The organism is Blastomonas natatoria (genome assembly GCF_003201955.1).
Classification (GTDB): Bacteria; Pseudomonadota; Alphaproteobacteria; order Sphingomonadales; family Sphingomonadaceae; genus Blastomonas; species Blastomonas natatoria.
Map to the genome: position 1 here is coordinate 33,952 of NZ_QJJM01000001.1, position 18,301 is coordinate 52,252.

At 64.4% G+C, this 18,301-nt stretch carries 25 protein-coding genes; 10 read left to right on the forward strand and 15 right to left on the reverse strand.

Features of this window, described 5'->3' with window-relative positions; translation table 11 throughout:
• Positions 1-5 precede the first annotated feature (5 nt).
• From rnhA to ispH, 3 genes are read right to left on the reverse strand one after another with little or no spacing between them, the layout of a single operon-like run.
• Entirely contained in the window at positions 6-446 is a 441-nt protein-coding gene (rnhA, locus tag C7451_RS00140; RefSeq protein WP_110296965.1) for a ribonuclease HI, read from the reverse strand.
• A 34-nt stretch (positions 447-480) separates the two neighbouring features.
• Entirely contained in the window at positions 481-1,452 is a 972-nt protein-coding gene (gene thrB / locus C7451_RS00145) for a homoserine kinase (protein ID WP_110296966.1), read from the reverse strand.
• The gene (gene ispH / locus C7451_RS00150; protein WP_110296967.1) at positions 1,452-2,417 is read right to left on the reverse strand and encodes a 4-hydroxy-3-methylbut-2-enyl diphosphate reductase; all 966 of its coding nucleotides are present in this window, start codon (positions 2,415-2,417) and stop codon (positions 1,452-1,454) included. Before ispH ends, thrB begins: the two co-directional genes overlap by 1 nt.
• Before the next feature lie 178 nt (positions 2,418-2,595).
• Here ispH and C7451_RS00155 point away from each other — a divergent pair, with 178 nt between their 5' ends.
• From C7451_RS00155 to tatC, 9 genes are all read left to right on the forward strand, one after another.
• The gene (locus tag C7451_RS00155) at positions 2,596-3,261 is read left to right on the forward strand and encodes a hypothetical protein (protein ID WP_110297388.1); all 666 of its coding nucleotides are present in this window, start codon (positions 2,596-2,598) and stop codon (positions 3,259-3,261) included.
• Positions 3,262-3,463: 202 nt separating this feature from the next.
• Complete coding sequence (gene argS, locus C7451_RS00160) at positions 3,464-5,188, forward strand: arginine--tRNA ligase (RefSeq protein WP_110297389.1); 1,725 nt, start codon at positions 3,464-3,466, stop codon at positions 5,186-5,188.
• Positions 5,189-5,235: 47 nt separating this feature from the next.
• A complete protein-coding gene (locus C7451_RS00165) occupies positions 5,236-5,862 on the forward strand; it encodes an SPOR domain-containing protein (protein WP_110296968.1) in 627 nt (208 codons plus the stop codon).
• A 32-nt stretch (positions 5,863-5,894) separates the two neighbouring features.
• Complete coding sequence (gene nagZ, locus C7451_RS00170) at positions 5,895-6,902, forward strand: beta-N-acetylhexosaminidase (RefSeq protein WP_110296969.1); 1,008 nt, start codon at positions 5,895-5,897, stop codon at positions 6,900-6,902.
• A 62-nt stretch (positions 6,903-6,964) separates the two neighbouring features.
• Positions 6,965-7,723: a segregation and condensation protein A gene (locus C7451_RS00175; protein ID WP_110297390.1), complete on the forward strand. Its 759-nt coding sequence runs from the start codon at positions 6,965-6,967 to the stop codon at positions 7,721-7,723.
• A complete protein-coding gene (gene scpB, locus C7451_RS00180) occupies positions 7,720-8,343 on the forward strand; it encodes an SMC-Scp complex subunit ScpB (RefSeq protein ID WP_110296970.1) in 624 nt (207 codons plus the stop codon). Before C7451_RS00175 ends, scpB begins: the two co-directional genes overlap by 4 nt.
• Before the next feature lie 29 nt (positions 8,344-8,372).
• Positions 8,373-8,618 (forward strand): twin-arginine translocase TatA/TatE family subunit, encoded by a 246-nt coding sequence (locus C7451_RS00185; protein WP_110296971.1) that lies wholly within the window; start codon positions 8,373-8,375, stop codon positions 8,616-8,618.
• Between the two features lie 48 nt (positions 8,619-8,666).
• Positions 8,667-9,029, forward strand: coding sequence for a Sec-independent protein translocase protein TatB (tatB, locus tag C7451_RS00190; protein ID WP_110296972.1), 363 nt, complete (start codon positions 8,667-8,669; stop codon positions 9,027-9,029).
• Positions 9,026-9,847, forward strand: a complete 822-nt coding sequence (tatC, locus tag C7451_RS00195; RefSeq protein WP_110296973.1) for a twin-arginine translocase subunit TatC — start codon at positions 9,026-9,028, stop codon at positions 9,845-9,847. Before tatB ends, tatC begins: the two co-directional genes overlap by 4 nt.
• Position 9,848: 1 nt before the next feature.
• Here tatC and C7451_RS00200 read toward each other — a convergent pair whose 3' ends face one another.
• Together C7451_RS00200 and C7451_RS00205 are read right to left on the reverse strand one after the other, a co-directional pair.
• Complete coding sequence (locus C7451_RS00200) at positions 9,849-10,211, reverse strand: hypothetical protein (protein ID WP_110296974.1); 363 nt, start codon at positions 10,209-10,211, stop codon at positions 9,849-9,851.
• A complete protein-coding gene (locus C7451_RS00205; protein WP_244181501.1) occupies positions 10,211-10,894 on the reverse strand; it encodes an EI24 domain-containing protein in 684 nt (227 codons plus the stop codon). Before C7451_RS00205 ends, C7451_RS00200 begins: the two co-directional genes overlap by 1 nt.
• A 120-nt stretch (positions 10,895-11,014) precedes the next feature.
• Between C7451_RS00205 and C7451_RS00210 the strand changes: the two genes are divergently transcribed.
• On the forward strand, positions 11,015-12,013 hold the full coding sequence (locus C7451_RS00210; RefSeq protein ID WP_110296975.1) for an adenosine kinase: 999 nt from the start codon (positions 11,015-11,017) through the stop codon (positions 12,011-12,013).
• A gap of 156 nt (positions 12,014-12,169) precedes the next feature.
• On the opposite strand, the gene C7451_RS00215 is transcribed toward C7451_RS00210, so the two are convergent.
• The 10 genes from C7451_RS00215 to C7451_RS00260 all read right to left on the reverse strand — a co-directional run bounded on the left by C7451_RS00215 (position 12,170) and on the right by C7451_RS00260 (position 18,273).
• The gene (locus C7451_RS00215) at positions 12,170-12,529 is read right to left on the reverse strand and encodes an SCO4402 family protein (RefSeq protein WP_110296976.1); all 360 of its coding nucleotides are present in this window, start codon (positions 12,527-12,529) and stop codon (positions 12,170-12,172) included.
• A gap of 328 nt (positions 12,530-12,857) precedes the next feature.
• Positions 12,858-13,073, reverse strand: coding sequence for a hypothetical protein (locus C7451_RS00220; RefSeq protein ID WP_110296977.1), 216 nt, complete (start codon positions 13,071-13,073; stop codon positions 12,858-12,860).
• 27 nt (positions 13,074-13,100) lie between these two features.
• Positions 13,101-13,904, reverse strand: a complete 804-nt coding sequence (locus tag C7451_RS00225) for a DNA adenine methylase (protein WP_110296978.1) — start codon at positions 13,902-13,904, stop codon at positions 13,101-13,103.
• A 130-nt stretch (positions 13,905-14,034) separates the two neighbouring features.
• The gene (locus tag C7451_RS00230) at positions 14,035-14,628 is read right to left on the reverse strand and encodes a host-nuclease inhibitor Gam family protein (protein ID WP_110296979.1); all 594 of its coding nucleotides are present in this window, start codon (positions 14,626-14,628) and stop codon (positions 14,035-14,037) included.
• Positions 14,628-15,095, reverse strand: coding sequence for a phage tail assembly chaperone (locus C7451_RS20080; protein ID WP_208625106.1), 468 nt, complete (start codon positions 15,093-15,095; stop codon positions 14,628-14,630). The genes C7451_RS00230 and C7451_RS20080 overlap by 1 nt, the downstream gene beginning before the upstream one ends.
• Positions 15,096-15,106: 11 nt before the next feature.
• The gene (locus tag C7451_RS00240) at positions 15,107-15,778 is read right to left on the reverse strand and encodes a gp53-like domain-containing protein (RefSeq protein ID WP_110296980.1); all 672 of its coding nucleotides are present in this window, start codon (positions 15,776-15,778) and stop codon (positions 15,107-15,109) included.
• A 12-nt stretch (positions 15,779-15,790) separates the two neighbouring features.
• Positions 15,791-16,051 (reverse strand): hypothetical protein, encoded by a 261-nt coding sequence (locus C7451_RS00245; protein ID WP_110296981.1) that lies wholly within the window; start codon positions 16,049-16,051, stop codon positions 15,791-15,793.
• Positions 15,993-17,306, reverse strand: a complete 1,314-nt coding sequence (locus tag C7451_RS00250; protein ID WP_146215256.1) for a tape measure protein — start codon at positions 17,304-17,306, stop codon at positions 15,993-15,995. Before C7451_RS00250 ends, C7451_RS00245 begins: the two co-directional genes overlap by 59 nt.
• Before the next feature lie 296 nt (positions 17,307-17,602).
• Complete coding sequence (locus tag C7451_RS00255) at positions 17,603-17,905, reverse strand: phage tail assembly protein (RefSeq protein WP_110296983.1); 303 nt, start codon at positions 17,903-17,905, stop codon at positions 17,603-17,605.
• Positions 17,905-18,273, reverse strand: coding sequence for a phage tail tube protein (locus tag C7451_RS00260; protein WP_110296984.1), 369 nt, complete (start codon positions 18,271-18,273; stop codon positions 17,905-17,907). Before C7451_RS00260 ends, C7451_RS00255 begins: the two co-directional genes overlap by 1 nt.
• Positions 18,274-18,301: the final 28 nt, after the last annotated feature.

Sequence of the window (18,301 nt, forward strand, 5' to 3'; positions counted from 1 at the left end):
GAAGCTCAGCCGCGCATGATCGCTTCGGCGGCGTCGCTTGCAAGTCTGTCGGCACGCTCGTTCTCCGGATGGCCGGCATGGCCCTTGACCCAGTGCCATTCGACGGTGTGACGGGCCACCGCGCCGATCAGTTCATGCCACAGATCGGCATTGCGCACGGGCTTTTTCGAGGCGGTCTGCCAGCCGTTGCGCTTCCAGCCATCGACCCATTTGGTGATGCCGTCCTTCACATAGCTGCTGTCGGTATAGAGCAGCACGTGGCACGGCTCGATCAGCGTGTCGAGCGCGCGGATCGCGGCCATCATCTCCATGCGGTTGTTCGTCGTGTCGCGCTCGCCGCCCGACAGTTCCTTTTCGTGTTTGCCGTAGCGGATGATCGCGCCCCAGCCGCCAGGGCCCGGATTGCCCTTGCACGCGCCATCGGTGTAGATTTCGACCGTCTTCATCTTCGTTCAATCCAAGCCCAACCGATGGTCCGGTTCAGCCGAACAGCCCGGCCTTGGCCGGGTCTGCATAAAATATCAGCCGCCGGGCAAAAGCCATCGGATCCTTGCGCGTCACCAAAGCATCGGGCGGCGTATTAATCCAGTCATAAGCGCGACTTAATGTGAAGCGCAGTGCCGATCCACGTGCCAATATGGGAAGCGCGGCGATTTCTTGCGGAGTCAGCTTCAGATTGGCGTGATATCCTTGCAAGAGCGCGTCGGATACTGCGGAATCGAACTGGCGACCATCGGGCGAAAAGCACCAGGCGCTGTGCGTCACGGCAAGATCATAGGCGCGCGCATCGCGGCACGAGAAATAGAAATCGATCAGACCGCTGACACTGTCGCCCAGCATCAGCACATTGTCGGGAAAGAGATCGGCATGGATCACCGATTGCGGCAGGTTCTGCGGCCAGTGTTCCGCAAGAAAGGCGAGTTCGCCTTCTACCAGCGCCTCGAGAGCCGGATCGATCTGCTGCCACTGGCCGTCGCATCTGCCAGCCAGTTCGTGCCAGCTGGCCAGCCCCATGCTGTTTGGCCGCGCGCCGTCAAAATCCGCGACCGCATGATGCATCCTCGCCAGCGCTTCGCCCGCAGCCCGGGCCTGGGCCGGGCTGGGAGAGGTCAGCGATATGCCTTCCAGGAATTCGATGAGGCAGGCAGGCCGTCCGGCGAGCTCGCGGATCTGCACGCCATTGCGATCGGCGATCGCGCGGGGGACGCGGCAGCCGCGCTCTGCCAGATGGTCGAGCAGCGCCATGAAAAACGGCAGATCACCGGGATCGACACGCTTTTCGTACAGCGTCAGGATGAAGCGATGACCATCCTTGCCGCCGCGCGTCTCGACCAGGAAGTTGCTGTTCTCGACGCCCTCGGCAATGCCCTTGAAGCTGATCAGTTCGCCGGTGTCATAGTCGCGAAGAAACCGCGCCATCATTTCGGCGCTGACATGCGTGTAGACGGCCATCAGGCAGCATCGGCCTCTTCGGCCAGGGCCCGGGGCAGCTTGAAGGTGATGCGTTCATCCACCGTCTTCACCCGTTCTTCCGTCACGTCGAAATGGCGGCCCAGCATGTCGACCACTTCGCGGACGAGGATTTCGGGAGCGGATGCGCCTGCAGTGAGCCCCAGTGTCTGCACGCCATCGAACCAGCGCAGTTCGATCTCGACTGCACGCTGGATCAGCTTGGCCCGAGTCCCCTCGCGCTCCGCCACCTCGACCAGGCGCAGCGAATTGGAGCTGTTGGGGGCACCGATCACCAGCACCAGATCGCAATCATCGGCCATCACCTTGACCGCTGCCTGGCGATTGCTGGTGGCATAGCAGATATCCTCTGCCTTGGGGCCGACAATGGCCGGGAAGCGCGCCTTGAGCGCATTGATGATCTCGGCGGTATCATCGACCGACAGCGTCGTCTGGGTGAGGAAGGACAGCTTGCCTTCATCCTCGAACGACAGTCTTGCGACATCCTCGACTGTCTCGACCAGCGTCATGTGACCAGGCTCTACCTGGCCGAACGTGCCGACGACCTCGGGATGGCCACGATGGCCGACAAAGATGATATGGCGTCCTGCCTCGACCTGCCGTTCGGCCTGGCGGTGGACCTTGGACACCAGGGGGCAGGTGGCGTCGAGATAGTTGAGCCCGCGTTCGGCGGCCTTGTGCGGCACCGCCTTGGGCACGCCGTGCGCGGAAAACACGACGGGCACGCCATCGGGAACCTCGTCCAGCTCTTCGACGAATACCGCGCCCTTGGCCTTGAGGCTATCGACGACGAACTTGTTGTGGACGATTTCGTGCCGGACATAGACCGGAGCGCCATATTTGTGCAGCGACAGCTCCACAATCTCGATGGCACGGTCCACCCCGGCGCAGAAGCCGCGCGGCGAGGCAATCTTGACGAGCAGCGGAGGCTTGGCGGTTTCGGTCATGTTCAGAAAGGCTTTCGTAGTTCGGCACAACTCTTAGGCGATGCTGGGCGCGCTGGGAAGCCTATCCCAGTTCAAGTCCGTATCGCGGCAGGAAAACGCGAGAATCTGGCCGTTGCGCTGGAAGGCGTCGGCAGATAAGGAGCGTTGCACTGTGGCCTCGAAGGATTTCTGTTTGCATATGCCCAATCTGCCCATCAAACCGTCGATCGCCATCATGGGGGCGGGGATGGCGCTGCTCGGTCTGGCGGGCTGCGCGGAAAAGAACCAGCTGGTCGTGGACTCCGGCGTGGGCGTCAGCTCGACCCTGTCGGCCTGCCCGAACACCGCCATTCCCGAACATACCGGCGACGTGACCGTGTTCAACCCGCCGAGCAGCCGCGATGCCGCTGCGATCGACGTCGTTGCCACCATCACCAATGTGCGCCCCACCTGTGACGAGACCGGCGCGGAGATCTATGCGACCGCTACATTCGACGTGCTGGCGCGGCGCAGCGACAATCGTGGCGCGCGCACCGTGACGCTGCCCTATTTCTCGACCATCATGCGCGGCGGCAACACTGTCGTCGCCAAGCGGCTGGGATCTGTGACGCTGAACTTTGCCGATGGTGAATATCGCGCGCAGGCGCAGGCGAGCGGCGCGGGCTATATCAACAAGGCAGCGGCGACGCTTCCCGAGGACATTCGCGAACGCATCACCCGCCGTCGCAAGTCGGGCGACCCGGATGCCGCGATCGATCCGCTGAGCATCCCGGAGGTACGCACCGCGCTGCAGCGCACCAGCTTCGAGCTGCTGATCGGCTTCCAGCTGACGCAGGAGCAGCTGCAATATAACGCGACGCGATGAAGCCAGCGCACTCCTCTCTCCTTCAGGGGAGAGGATACATGGCCTTGTCAGCTTGCTGACCTAGGCCATGTTGGAGAGGGGAGCCGCGCACGCGGTTCGCACTTGCCCCTCTCCGACTGCGACTAGGCCTGCATGCAGGCCAAGTCTCGATGTCCTCTCCCCTGAAGGGGCGAGGAGTTTGGATGCGAACAAGGCCAACACGATGACTCTCTACACGCTTTTCACCCAGCATCTTCATGACGCGCTCGACGCGCTCGAGGCCTCCGGCACGCTGCCAGCAGCCCTCAACCGCACCGCCGTCACCGTCGAACCGCCGCGCGATGCGGCGCATGGCGACCTCGCCACCAACGCCGCGATGGTGCTCGCCAAGCCGGCAGGAACCAACCCGCGCGCGCTGGCCGAGGCGCTGGCAGCGGAGCTGCGCAAGATCGAGGCGGTGACCGAGGTCGAGATCGCCGGGCCCGGCTTCCTCAATCTGCGGCTCGCCCCCTCGGTCTGGGCGGACGAGCTCAATGCCATCGCGGCGCTGGGCAGGGATTACGGCCGGTCGGAGCTCGGCAAGGGCAAGACGGTCAACATCGAATATGTCTCGGCCAACCCGACAGGTCCGATGCACATGGGCCATTGTCGCGGCGCGGTGGTCGGTGATGCGCTGGCAACCTTGCTCGAATATTCGGGCCACAAGGTGATCCGCGAATATTATATCAACGATGCGGGTGGACAGGTCGATGTGCTCGCGCGCTCGGTGCACTGGCGCTATCGCGAGGCGCTGGGCCTCGAAAGTGGCGAGATGCCCGAGGGCCTGTATCCTGGCGACTATCTCGTGCCGCTGGCGCAGGAACTGGCCGGCGAATTGGGCAATGCTCAAGCCGATGCGCCCGAAGGCGAATGGCTCGTCCCCTTCCGCAAGCGCGCGGTCGCCGCGATGATGGACATGATCCGCGCCGATCTTGCGCGGCTCGGCATCCATCACGATGTGTTCGCGTCGGAGGCCGAATTGCAGGCGGCGGGCAAGCCCGAGGCCGCCGAGGCGGTGCTGCGCGAAAAGGGCCTGGTCTATGATGGCGTGCTTGAAGCGCCCAAGGGCAAGGTGGCCGAGGACTGGGAACCGGTCGAGCTGCCGCTCTTCCGCTCGACCGCGTTCGGCGACGATCAGGACCGCCCGATCCGCAAGTCGAATGGCAGCTGGACCTATTTCGGCGCGGACCTCGCCTATCATTTCCAGAAGCTGCAGGATGCCGACGAACTGATCGACATCTGGGGCGCGGACCATGCCGGCACCGTCAAGCGCATCAAGGCGGCGGTCGCGGCGCTGACTGACAATGAAGCGCGGTTCGACGTTAAGCTGGTGCAGATGGTCAAGCTGATGCGCGGCGGCGAGCCGCTCAAGATGTCCAAGCGCGCGGGCAATTTCGTGACGCTGGCCGATGTCGTGCAAGAGGTCGGCAAGGACGTCGTGCGCTTCACCATGCTGACCCGCAAGGCCGATGCGCAGATGGAGTTCGATTTCGAGAAGGTCGTCGAGGCATCGAAGGACAATCCGGTCTTTTACGTGCAGTACGCGCACGCGCGGATCCATTCGATCCTGCGCAAGGCCGCTGGCGAGGGGCTGGCGCCATCCGCCGATCATCTGGGCACGCTGGGCAGCGAAGAGCAGGCGCTGATCGCGCTTGCGGCGCAATTCCCGCGCATCGTCGAGGCCGCCGCGCTCAACCGCGAGCCGCACCGCATCGCCTTCTATCTGGGCGATCTGGCCGCAGCCTTTCACGCGTTCTTCAATCTGGGCAACGATCGCACCGACAAGCGTATCGTTCTGGCGCATGACCCCGAGACCAGCGGCGCGAGGCTTTTCATGGCGGCAAATATCGGGCAAGTCATCGCCAACGGCCTTGGCCTGATGGCGGTGGAGGCGGCGACGCAGATGTGACGCCGGGCCTGCCGGGCCAAGCGACGGCGCGTTGATGGGGCGGATGAATGAGCAATCGGCTGGATAATGGGGTGGATGGCGAGCTGCGGGATCAGTCCCTCGGGCTGGACGCCGATGATGACCGGCTGCCCTGGCTGGAATCGGTGGACGACGTACCGGCGAACGACGGCAATGGCGCCAAGATCTTCGGCTTCGTCTTGCTGGGGTTGGTCGGGCTTTCGATCGTGCTCGCCGCCATTTGCTGGCTTGGCGGATCGGGGAGCGCGCCCGAAGGCGATGGCAGCCTGATCGCGGCGCCGCAGGGCGATTACAAGGTCCGCCCCAAGGACAGCCAGGAGCAGAAAGTCGAGGGAACGGGCGATGCCAGCTTCGCCGTCAGCCAGGGCGAGCAGCCGACCGGCCAGCTGGCGGATGCTGCCGGTGCCCCGCCGCCTCCAGGCAGCGCGCTGGTGCAGCTTGGCGCCTATACCGACGAGGCCAGTGCTCTGACCGGATGGCAGACGCTGAGCCAGCGGCATGAAGTGCTCAAGGGCCTGGATCGCCGTATCGTGCAGGCGACGGTTGATGGCGGCACCGTGTTCCGTCTGAGTGCGGTACTGGGTAGCCCCGCCAGTGCGAACCAGGTTTGCGACCAGCTCAAGAAAGCTGGGCAAAACTGCCTTGTGGTGCGTTGATTTCTGCGTCCGTCCGGTCGTAAACCGGAAGGATGAAGCCTGTCATCTTCGGCCTTGCCGGTCTCAGCCTCTCGCCTGACGAAGCCGCCTTTTTCAGGGATGCTGCGCCTGCGGGCTATATCCTGTTCGGCCGCAATATCGAGACGCGCGCGCAGCTTCGCGCGCTGACCGACAGCTTGCGCGAACTGCACGGCGATGACCGGCTGCCGATCCTGATCGACCAGGAAGGCGGGCGCGTATCCCGCATGAAGCCGCCCGAATGGCTCGCCTTTCCGCCCGGCGCGGCGTTCGACAAGCTTTACGATATCGCCCCGGCGAGCGCGATCGAGGCGGCCCGGGCCAATGCCGAGGCGCTGGCGCTCGATCTCGCCGAGGTGGGCATCACGGTCGATTGCCTGCCGCTGCTCGATGTCGCGATCCCCGGCGGTACGCCCGCAATCGGTGATCGCGCGCTCGGGCAGGAACCGCTGCGCGTGGCTGCGCTAGGCCGCGCGGTGCTCGACGGGTTGCGGCGCGGCGGCGTGCTGGGCACGATCAAGCATATGCCGGGCCATGGTCGCGCGCTGGTCGACAGCCATATGGAACTGCCGCGCGTCACTGCGAGCGAAGAAGAACTCGAGCAGGACATCGCCCCGTTTCGTGCGCTCGCCAGCGCCGAGATTGGCATGACCGGGCACATATTGTTCGAGGCCTGGGACAAGGAGCGCTGCGCCACGCATTCGCCGTGGATCGTCGAGCATATCATCCGCCAGCGCATCGGCTTCGAGGGGCTGCTGCTCAGCGACGATCTCGACATGAAGGCGCTGGCCGGCCAGGTGCCCGACCGCGCGGCACGGGCGATCGAGGCGGGCTGCGACATTGCGCTCAACTGCTGGGCGCGGATGGACGAGATGATCGGCATCGTGAACGCCCTGCCTGATATTTCCGATGTCTCCCGCGCGCGGCTTGACCGGGCGCGGGCGGCGATCAACCCGGTGGCCGACTGGTCGCATCAGGCCGAGCTGATTGCCAGACGTGACGCGCTGCTGGCGCTGGCGTGACCGCCGATGACCTGATCATCGGCGCGCCGCCGGCCGCGCTCGATCCGTCAGGCGGCGACTATATCTTCTTCCGCGAACCCGTGCCCGCCGCCACCGCCGCAGCCGAAGCCCTGCTGATCGATGTCGATGGCTGGGAAGGCCCGCTCGACCTGCTGCTCGATCTCGCGCGGCGGCAGAAGGTCGATCTGCGCCAGATATCGATCCTCGAGCTTACCAACCAGTATCTCGGTTTTATCGAGAGCGCGACCAGCCTGAAGCTGGAACTGGCCGCCGATTATCTGGTGATGGCCGCCTGGCTCGCCTATCTCAAGTCGGCGCTGCTGCTGCCCGGCGATCCCGAGGTGGAGCCTTCGCCCGAGGAGCTGGCACTGCGGCTGCAACTGCGCTTGCAGCGCCTTTCCGCGATGCGCGAGGCGGCGGCGCGGCTGCTGGGCCGAGACCGGCTGGGCCGCGACGTTTTCGCTCATGGTCAGGCTGAAGGCTTGCGGCTGCTCACCAGGACGCGGCACGATTGCTCGCTGTTCGACCTGCTCGCCGCCTATGGCCGCGTCAAGCAGCGCAGCGAGCCGGTGGTGCACATGGTCAAGTCGCGCAAGGTGATGACGCTGGAAGATGCGCTGGCGCGTCTCTCCTTCATGCTCGGCACCGCGCTCGACTGGACCGAGCTCAGCGCCTTCCTGCCCGAGACCGCCGATCCGCAGCTCAAGCGCTCGGCCAAGGCCTCGACCTTTCTCGCGCTGCTCGAACTGGCGCGACAGGGACGGGTCGAACTGGCGCAGGAAGAAGCGTTCGCGCCGCTTCAGGTGCGCAAGGCCGGATGACCGGGTCCGATCCCATCGTGCGCGCAGTGGAGGCGGCGCTGTTCGCGGCGATCGAACCGCAGACGGTGGAGCAATTGCGCGCGCAGATCGGTGACGAGGCAGATATCGCGGGCGCGCTTGAACGGCTGGTCGGCGACTATGCCGGACGCGGGGTCGAGCTCGTCGAACGCGGCGGGCGCTGGCATTTCCAGACCGCTCCGGACCTTGCCTGGCTGCTGCGGCGCGAGACCGAGCAGACGCGCAAGCTGTCGCGCGCGGCCACCGAGACGCTGGCGATCATCGCCTATCACGAGCCGGTCAGCCGCGCCGAGATCGAGGCGATTCGCGGCGTGCAGGTGAGCAAGGGCACAATCGACGTGCTGATGGAAGAAGGCTGGGTTGCCCCTGCCGGACGCCGCGAGGTGCCGGGCAGACCATTGATCTATGCCACCACACCCGCCTTCCTCACCCATTTCGGTCTGTCCAGCCGCCGCGATCTGCCGGGTCTGGAAGACCTCAAGGCTGCAGGTCTGCTTGATCCGGTCGATCTGGCGCTCGAAGGCGCGCTGGGCACCGACGCTACGGACGACTTATCCGAAGAATCGGATTCATTGCTGGAAATGCCGGACGAGGGGGACTAGATAGCCGCCAGGCTTTCAGGAGATTTGCCATGGGATCCTTCTCCCTGATGCACTGGGTTATCGTGCTGATCATCATCGTCCTGCTGTTCGGCGGCGGACGCATTTCCTCGATCATGGGTGACGTTGCCAAGGGCATCAAGAGCTTCAAGAAGGGCATGGCCGACGATGAAGACGAGCCGGTTCAGCCCAAGCGCCCCGTGGCGCAGATCGAGGCGCCCCCGGCGCGTACGATCGACGGCACCGCGACCAGCACCGAAGAGCGCAAGCCCGGTTAAGTTTAGGCCGGTCCGTCGCACCGGCCCGCATGAAGGCGTGACCATGTCATGATGGACATCGGATCGACCGAATTGCTGATGATTGTCATCGTGGCGATCGTGGTGATCGGCCCGAAGGACCTGCCGCGCGCGCTCTACAAGGTGGGGCAGGTGATCGGCAAGGCCAAGGGCATGGCGCGCCATTTCCGCAGCGGGCTGGACGCGATGGTGCGCGAGGTCGAGCTGGAGGAAATGGAGAAGAAGTGGAAGGCGGACAACGAGCGCATCATGCGCGAATATGCCGCCGCCAATCCTCCCGCTTCCCCTGCAGTGACGCCCGCACCGGAACCGAGCCCGGCGATGGAGCCGCTCGCCGAGCAGCCTGCCGCCATTCCTGCCCCTGCCACGCCGGTGACCGAGGGTGAACGGTGAGCAGTACCGATGAAGACATCGACGCCTCGCGCGCGCCTTTGCTCGATCATCTGATCGAGCTGCGCCAGCGGCTGGTCCGCTGCGTCATCGCGCTGCTGATTTCCTTCGGCATCTGCTTCTATTTTTCCGAGCACATATTCTCGTTCCTGGTCGTGCCGCTCAAGGATGCGTTCGGCGATGGCGGCGGACGACTGGTCTATACCAAGCTGTACGAGGCGTTTTTCGTGCAGGTGAAGGTCGCGATCTTCGCCGCCTTCTGCCTGTCCTTTCCGATCATCATGAACCAGATCTGGGCGTTCGTCGCACCGGGCCTGTACCGGCAGGAAAAGCGGGCGCTGCTGCCGTTCCTGTTCGCTACCCCGGTGCTGTTCACTTCCGGCGCGGCGCTGGCCTATTATGTCGTGATGCCCACGGCCTTTCATTTCTTCCTGCAGTTCCAGGGGGAATCGGGCGGACTGTCGGTCGAGGCGCTGCCCAGCACCGATGCCTATCTTTCGCTGGTGATGCAGTTCATCCTGGCCTTCGGGATCAGCTTCCTGCTGCCGGTGCTGCTGATGCTGCTCAACCGCGCGGGCATCGTCAGCCGGGCGCAGCTGATCAGCGTGCGCCGTTACATGATCGTCGCGGCCTTCATCGCCGCGGCCATATTGACGCCGCCCGATGTCGTCTCGCAGCTGATGCTCGCGATCCCGCTGATCCTGCTCTACGAACTGAGCATCGTCGCCATCTGGTTCACCGATCGCAAGGCGGTGAAGGACAAGCCTGCCGAGGAAGCTGCCGACGCTCCTGCGGAAGCGCAGTCGGAACCAGCCGAATAGTCTATTTGCGCAGCGCGTCCACGCAGGCGGCGCGATCAACCGACTGCCCGTCCTTGCGGCGGGCATCGACATAGGTGGCGATCTGCGCGCCGCCCGCGCCTTCGGGATAGAGAAACACGTCGAGCACGCAGGCCTGGCCCACGAACTGCAGCTTGCGCGCGTCGAATTCGCGCACATCCAGTCGGGGCGTGCCGAACATCCGTTCGAGATCGCGCTGGCCTTTGCCGAGTACCGATTCCAGCCCCTTGATCGGCAGCGTGGTGCTGCGCGCAGGGAGCGTGGGGCGCACCGGCGCGACCGTCTTTTGCGGCGCCGCGCAGGCGGCCAGCCCTACGCTCAGCGCAAGCAGTACGGGATAACGCATCAGACCTTCCCCCCGGCCGCGCGCAGATGAAAGAGGTGCGTGGCCATCGCCGCGGCTATAATCGGCGCGAGCAGATTGACCAAGGGCGCGAGCAGCAACAGGTTGGCGATCAGCCCAAGCAGGAAACGGCTGGTCCGGGATGCGCCTGCGAGCCCCAGATGCGGGTGCCGCGCGGCGACCATCTCGTCGAGATCGCGCCCGACCAGCACCGCGTTGACCGCCAGGAACAGCATCGGCGCGCCGATGCCAGTGAACAGCAGGATAAGCGCAAAGGGCAGGGCGATGGCATTGTAGAGCAGCGCGCGCATCAGGCTGCGCAGCGCCATTGCGATCGACGGCCCGATCGGCAGGTCGCGCGCGCTCGCGGCGGCATCCGGATAATGCTTGCGCTCTACCGCGATGACGATGCGGTCGGCGAACAGTTGCAGCACCGCGATCACGACGACGCGCCACCAGAACCAGAAGGCGATGATCGTCGCCACCGCCGCCAGCACGCCGGTCCAGTCGGCATAGCCGGACAGCGGCCCGCCATAGCGCGCCATCGCCCAGGCCAGGCCCTGCCACAGCGCCCAGCCCGATGCGGCGAAGATCAGCAGCGCGCACAGGATCGTCCAGAACAGCGCGCCGAGGATCGCACGGTCACCCAGTTGCCCGAGGCTCTTGAAAAACGCGTTCAGCATCATGGCCGGTGTCGGCCAATTCCTGCGCCCGGTCAATCGGGCTGCATTCGGGCTTGAACCCGTGCGTCCAAGCCTCTAGGCGCGCGGCAACCGTTTTTCCGCCAGACCGAAAGCACAGCCTTCATGACCAGCCCCCGTTTCGACGTCCTCGCCATCGGCAATGCCATTGTCGACGTGATGGCCCCCGCCGATGATGCGCTGCTCGCAAAGGAAGGGCTGACCAAGGGCGGCATGATGCTGATCGATGCCGACCGTGCGACTTCGCTCTATGCGGCGATGGGTCCGGCGCAGGAAATCAGCGGCGGTTCGGCGGCCAACACGCTCGCTGGCATGGCGGCGATGGGCTGCAAGTGCGCGTTCATCGGCCAGGTCGCTGACGATCAGCTCGGCGAAGTCTTCGCGCATGACGTGCGCGCGCTCGGCATCGATTACGCGACGCCGGTGCGCGCCGGGAGCGACGTGCCGACCGCTCGCTGCCTTATCCTGGTGACGCCCGATGGCCAGCGCACGATGAACACGTTCCTGGGCGCATCGCAGTTCCTGCCCGCCAGCGCTCTCGACGCCGCGATGATCCAGGATGCGGCGGTGCTGTATCTCGAGGGCTATCTGTGGGACCCCGAAGAGCCGCGCGCCGCGATGCGCGCCGCCATCGATGCCGCCCGCTCGGCAGGCCGCAAGGTTGCCTTCACCCTTTCCGACGCCTTCGTGATCGATCGCCACCGCGCCGATTTCCTCGACCTGCTGGACAAGGGCCAGATCGACATCCTGTTCTCGAACGAGGCCGAAATCTGCTCGCTGGCACAAGTTGACGATTTCGAAGCCGCGGTCGCCACCGTCTCGGCCAAGCTGCCGACCCTGGTCGTCACCCGCAGCGAAAAGGGCGCGATCGCGATCCATGACGGCCAGCGCTACGCCGTCGCCGCCGAGCCGATCGACAAGGTCGTCGACACCACCGGCGCAGGCGACCTGTTCGCCGCCGGTTTCCTGGCAGGTCAGGCGCAGGGCCGCGATGTCGAGACTTCGCTGCGCATGGGCGCGATTGCGGCTGCCGAGATCATCTCCCACTTCGGCGCGCGCTCGTCGGTGGACCTCAAGGCGCTGGTGGCGCAGAAACTGGGCTGAGGGTGAGGCGGGTCCGGGGGTGATCGCCGGACCGTTGGCCAAATTGGAATGGTAGCCGGAATTCGTAGTTTTCTGCGGCCTCTTGTCGTGGTTGCTTTTGGCAGGGTGTTTCGATTGCACCAAAATCAAAAGCTTCGTGGAAAGCTGCCGTTCCTGTCAAGCGGCTAGCAGGTCCTGCGCTGCACTGGCGGCCGCTGTCACGTTGACCCACAAGCAATGTTCGATGAAGTCGTCATCACTCTTGTCACCTACAACCTTCAGCAAAGCGTCCAAAGCTCGCTTCACAGCACCTACAGCAGCGACCTCCTCGGGATTCAAAAAAACAACGCCAATGCCACTTTCATCAAAATCATGGTCATCGAAGAAGAAGTAGCACACCTCGTCTATTCCAGATGAGAGTCCTTCCTGACGCTCTTGCTGCCAGATCGTTCGGGGATCTTCGGCTGCCAACTCACCAATATAATGGCTAAGCTCCTTTCGAAGCTGAGGAGCGGCTAAAGATAAAACCTTGTCCATGCCAGCATAGTGCCGCTAGCTTAAGGTGGCTGCAAGGGGATCGCTTGCTGAAGCTAGGGCTTTTTCCTCAACGTCGCAAAAGCAGTCACTACGTCCGCTCAGCCTGAGCTTGTCGAAGGCCCCGCGATACGGCCAGCGTGGGCGCGGGTCCTTCGACTACGCGGGCTGCGCCCGCTGCTCAGGATGAGCGGGGGTGGTTAGGGGCGATTTTGGCGCGCAAGGGTGCGTTGTCGCGCGTTCCCCTCCCTGCCAGGGAGGGGTTAGGGGTGGGTCGGCGTTGTAGCGCGACACAAAAATCGGGAGTCCCGGACAAGACATGCTGGAGCACTTAGCACCGTCGAATCGAGACGATCGCGCTGGCCTTCACCGCTACCTCGTTTCCGGCATCGGCAGTAACGACGATGAAGCCATCGTCGTCGTAAGCGGACAACCCTTTGATCACTAGAGGGTCAGGACACCCTGTGATACGGAGCTCGACATAAAAGTCCGGCGTGTCGAGCATCGCGTCGATATGCTCCCAAACACCTTGGTCACTGTAGGGCATCGATCATCACCTCCTGAAGCCTGCGCGTCACCCTTTGGTGATAATCAGTTCGCGAGCGGGAGTCACTGCCCCGCTGCGGCGATAGTTGAGGGTGACCTCCTGGAGGGTGAACCCGGCGAAGATTTCGCGGATCTCCGGGGTGTCGTTGATGGAGAGGATAAACGCCCCCTGAAGGGCAGCTAAGACGTCCCTCAAGCGCCCGAAATCGGCCTCTGAGAATAGGTCCTTTCCATAGTCGTCGGTGCAGCCCCAATAGGGCGGGTCGCAATAGAACAGCGCGCCAGGCCGATCATATTGCCGAATCATCTGCTCAAAAGGTCGGCACTCGATGATGACCCCGCTCAGGCGCTCGTGCACGTCCTCCAGCATCGCCCCCAGCTTCGTCAGATCGAACCGCGCGCCATTGGTGTAGCTGACGCCGAAGGTGCGCCGGTCGACCTCGCCGCCGAAAGCCAGGCGCTGCAGATAGAGGAACCGGGCAGCTCGCTCCAGATCGGTCATCGTTTCTGGATCGACCTTCATCAGCCGCTCGAACTCGGCGCGGCTGCTGAGCTGCCATTTCAACGTGTCCATGAACTGCGGATAATGCCGCTGCAGGATCCGGAAGAGGTTGGCGACGTCGCGGCTGCGATCGTTGATGACCTCGCACACCGGACGATGCTTGCGGCGGAAGAACACGCCACCCATGCCGACAAAGGGCTCGGCATAGAGCTTGTGATCCATCCGGCTGATCATTTCCACCAGTCGGCCGGACAGGGCACGCTTGCCGCCGACCCAAGGAGCGACGGGCTTCACCGGACGGACCGGCGTCAAAAGACTCGACTCTTTCATTTCTCACATCTCATAAGGCCCCTGCCGGTGCGCCGGTGGAGGGGATCAACGGGCCGCTGCAGCGGCCTTGAGATGCGCGGTCACTTCGCGCGGCTGCGGGGCGTTGCCGCGCCCCTTGGCCTCCCTCCTGTCAGGAAGTCGGCCAGGTCTGCGATTCCATGTCGATCGGCGATTCCGGTTCGCCGGTGCGAATAAAGAACTCCTCGGCCTGGACGACTTTGAACTCGCCGTCGCTGAAGAGCTTTCGTGCAGCCTGAGCATACTGAGGCGCATCAGCCGGTGCTCGCAGCGCCTTGATTACCGCCTCTTTGTCGAGTTCTTCCTTGGTGCGGATGAACCCGCGCGCGCCTTTCCACCTTAGACCCTTCAGCCATGCGAGCGCGGCCTCGGCGTTCATGCCCTTGGGCAGCTTAAGCTTGGGCATGCCGGTGCGCTCGCCGAGCGTGACGGGACCGAGCTCGATCGAGCGGCGCTTGCCCTTAGTCAGCTCGGCCGAGTTGGCAGCCCACCAGGCGCGCAGGCCCGTGAAGGCGTGCTGAAGATGCGGCTCGATGTTCTCCATCCTTCGCGCATGATCCGCCTTGGCCTTGGCGATCTGGTCGTCGAGCAGCTGCTGCGACCAGCTCGCGGTGCGCTCCGCTTCCACATAAAGCTGAGCCAGCGCGATCGCCTCGCCTCTGGTCTGCGGTGCCTCGACGGCGGCCGCCTTCCTGCGCTTGGCCATCAGATCGACCCTCCGAGGTCATCATCGGGCGCAATCGGCCAGCCCGCGCCCTCCATGTCCAGGTCGCGCAGCTGCTGCCGATAATGCGCCCAGTTGGCCTTGAGCGACGGGTCATCGGCCAGCGTGTCGGCAAGCTGGGTCCAGTCGCTGGCCGCGAGCAGGCGATCGCGCTGGGCGCGGCGCGCGGCGAGCCGCTCCTCGGCCGAGCGCACCTGGTCGACCGCGACGGGCTTGCCGCCGCGCGCGATGATCTGCCTGCCCTTGGCGACCTCGGCCATGAGCCGGGCGTGATCGGCATCGCTGATCGGCACCGCGTCATCGGGAATTTTGCAGGCCGGGTTGGGGATCGTCTGGGGCCGCTTGCCCGCCTTGCGCTCGCGCGCAGTCTGCGGCTTCTCGATCTCGAAAGCACCGTGGATCGCCTCGTCGAAGAACGATCCGGTCGAAGGGCTGAAGAACTTGCTCATGGGGTTGCTCCTTAGAAACCGATGGCGAAGACGACGCCGATCGTGCCCTCGTCGCGCGCGCTGAAGACCGTCACGGTGCTGGCCGACCGGTTCGAGACGAACGGGTCGTTGTCCTGGGCGTTGGTCAGCGCAGCGCCACCCGAGAAGGTCGCGAAGACGCACTGGCTGGGGAAGGTCGTCGGCAGCGTGACATTGGTCGATCCGTTGGCGCTGACCGATGCGGTGACCCACTGCATGATCACGCCGCCGAGCAGCGTGATATAGCCGCTCGCCGCCAGCGACTTGCCGCCGATGCCGCCTGCCAGCGCCAGCGGGGTGACGGCCTTGGTATCGTCTGTGCCGGCGGCGACCTCTGCCGCGCTTGCCTTAGGGACCGTGATGACGCGATTGGTGGTCAGGTCGCCGCCGCCCGTCGCCAGCCCAGCGCCGGTAACCGTGAGAGTCGTCGGCACTGCGCCGTCGCCATCGCCGACCACGCCCGCGATCATAGCCACGATCGCGTCGCGCAGCTGGTCATAGTTCCCCTTCTCAAGATCGATGCCGGCGTCCTCGATCACCTTGGCGACATTTTCCTGCATGTCGTTCAGCCAGGCCGCACCGAGCCGCGTGGCCTGCTGGCCGATCGCCGGGTTGCCCTCCTGAAACAGGCCGGCAACGGCCCCTGATGTGTCAATCCTGTGCATCTTGATGTCTCCTCAAACGGCAGGGCCAGGGTTGGTGAAGTCGATCCAGAAGGCGGCGTCCGGCTCGATCTGATAGGCAAACAGCGCCGCAGTGTGCGCGGGCGCGGCGCGGCGGATGGCGCATTCGATGTCGATCGCGCCGAAGCCGCGAAGCCTGCCGCCGACCTCGTCGCCCACCTTCAGATAAGCGAAGAAGTCGGCGCTGGTCGGCAGGTCACCCTCGAACGGCTCGACATTGACCGTCCATCCGTGCGGTTGCCTGGCCGCGAACATCAACGACCAGCGTGGCCTTGCCGCCGACCTGGACCTTGTCTGCGCTGGCGCTCGGGGAGCCGGGCACCTTGGCGCGGGGCATCGCTGCGCGCGGCGAGATCGGCTTGCTCATGTTGTCGAGCCAACTGCCCGGCTTTGGCCTCGACGCGGGGCGACGACGCGGCGTCCCATTCTGCCGCGCATCAAGCTCCTGGAGCCCGCGAACGGCGGCGGCCCGATCCTCCGACGAGCTAAACCACCCGTCGCGGATATTCTCGAGCTGCTTGCGCTGCACGTCCGCTTGCCAGCGCGACCAGGCGGATGCTGCCCTGCCGATGAACGCAATGATGGTGCCGAGGACGCTGACGATAGCCTGCATGCCATCGGCGACCGCCTGCCAGTCGGTCTCGGTGACGAACTTGTAGCCCCAGTCAAAGGCGCGTTCGAGCTTGTCGCCAATACGCTCAGCCCAGGCTTGCAGCCTGCCGTCGGACGCCATGGTCTCGACGCGGGCGAGGATTTCCTCGAGCCGCCCCTTGACCTTGTCGAACACGCCTGCGTCGGCAACGGCCAGCTGGAACTGCGTCCATTTGTCCTTTAGGTTGGACAGAAGCCCGAAGAACGTTCGGCTCTGGGCCTTCATGCCACCCCCATAAAGCTGTGACATTTGTTCGAGCACCAAGCCCTTGATTCCGAGAGCCGTCTTCTGCGTTGCCTGCGATATCTCTTTGCCGTTTTTGACGTAGCTCAGCGTGACCTTGTCACCTTCTTGCCGAGCCGTAATGCCGAATTCCTTGAGCCTTTCAAATTCGAAGCGCATGGCGTCGCCTAATGCTTCGACACCCATCTCCAAGGGGACCGCTGTGCCAGAGGTTGCATCGCCTAGTGTCCGAAGCGATCCATCCACTGGATCGATTCCATAGAGTTTCAGCCGCCTAAATGCCTGAGCGACATCCTGAAGCTCATAGGGCGTTTCAGCTGCAAATTTTGAGATCCAAGCCATCGACTTCTTAGCTGCGCCAGACGAGCCCATCAGACCTGTCAGTGCGATTTCGATCTGCTCAAACTCACCCGCCGTCTTGAACATGTCGAACAGCGCAAAGCCGGTAGCACCCGCGCCCGCCGCCGCGCCCCATTTGGCCAGGCCCAGTGCAGCACCGCCGACATACCGCAACAGCCGACCCGCTGCGAAGCCTGCCTTGTCCATGGCTCGGCCGAAAAGGTCGATGCCGTTGGGCCCGGCCGCCCGGTTAGCTGCCACAAGCATGCCGAGCATCTTGGCACGCAGCGCCTGGACTTTGCCGCCTAGCCGATCGACCGACCCACCGGCGCGGTTGACCTTGCGCGCGGCGCGCTCGACGCCATCGCCCATGCGCTGCACACTGTCACGGACGCGGCGCACGGGTGCGCTGATCCGGTCGACCGCTTGCAGCAGAAGGGAGAGCTTGAGCGCCATGCGTCAATCAGCCTTGCCAAAGATGCGGACCGCCTGGGCGGTCCAGAACGCGATATCGTCGAGGTCCATTGCCATCAGCTCGGATGGCTGGAACCGGAAATGCCCTGCGAGGTCGCCTAGCCGGTCGCCCCAGTCTTCGGGCCATCGGGCAAAAAATCGCTGACCACGTCCGAAAGGTCGCCAAAGTCCTCGGCATCGAGCTTCTCGATGACCTCGATCTCCTGGCCGGAGAGCGCGGCGATCAGCGCGATCATCATGCCGACCATCTGGCTGCCATAGCTGTCGACCAGACGCAGGTCCCTGGCAGCGGGGCGACGGAGCTTCAGCTCGGTGATCGACTCGTCGCGGATGCTGCCGTCGCTCTGACGGAACTGGAGGGCGACGGGATGCTTGAGCCGGTGGATCGTCTGCGCGGCCATCAGAGCAGCTCCTCGGCCGGCGGCCCCATCATCACCACGGCGGCCTTGCCGTCGTTGCTGGTGAGCGTCGCGGCTTCGCTCACATAGGCGTTGCGGATGACATAGGTCTGGCCGGTATCGGTCTTGAACGAGACCGTCGCATTGTCGATCGCGCGGATCTGCGCCAGCGATCGGCCCTGCTTCACCAGCAGGCTGCAGTTGAGCTGCGACGGCCGGGGGGTCTCGTTGAAGCTGCCGGCGTCATAATCGCCGATGACCGAATTGCGGGTGACGCCGCCGATATCGAGCGTCGATTGGCCATCGGTCGGCCAGCGTTCGCCGTCAACCGTGATGGTCGCCTGGCCGACGACCTTGTTGGGATTGGACATAGAGCCTCCTTATGAGCGCATGAAAGGG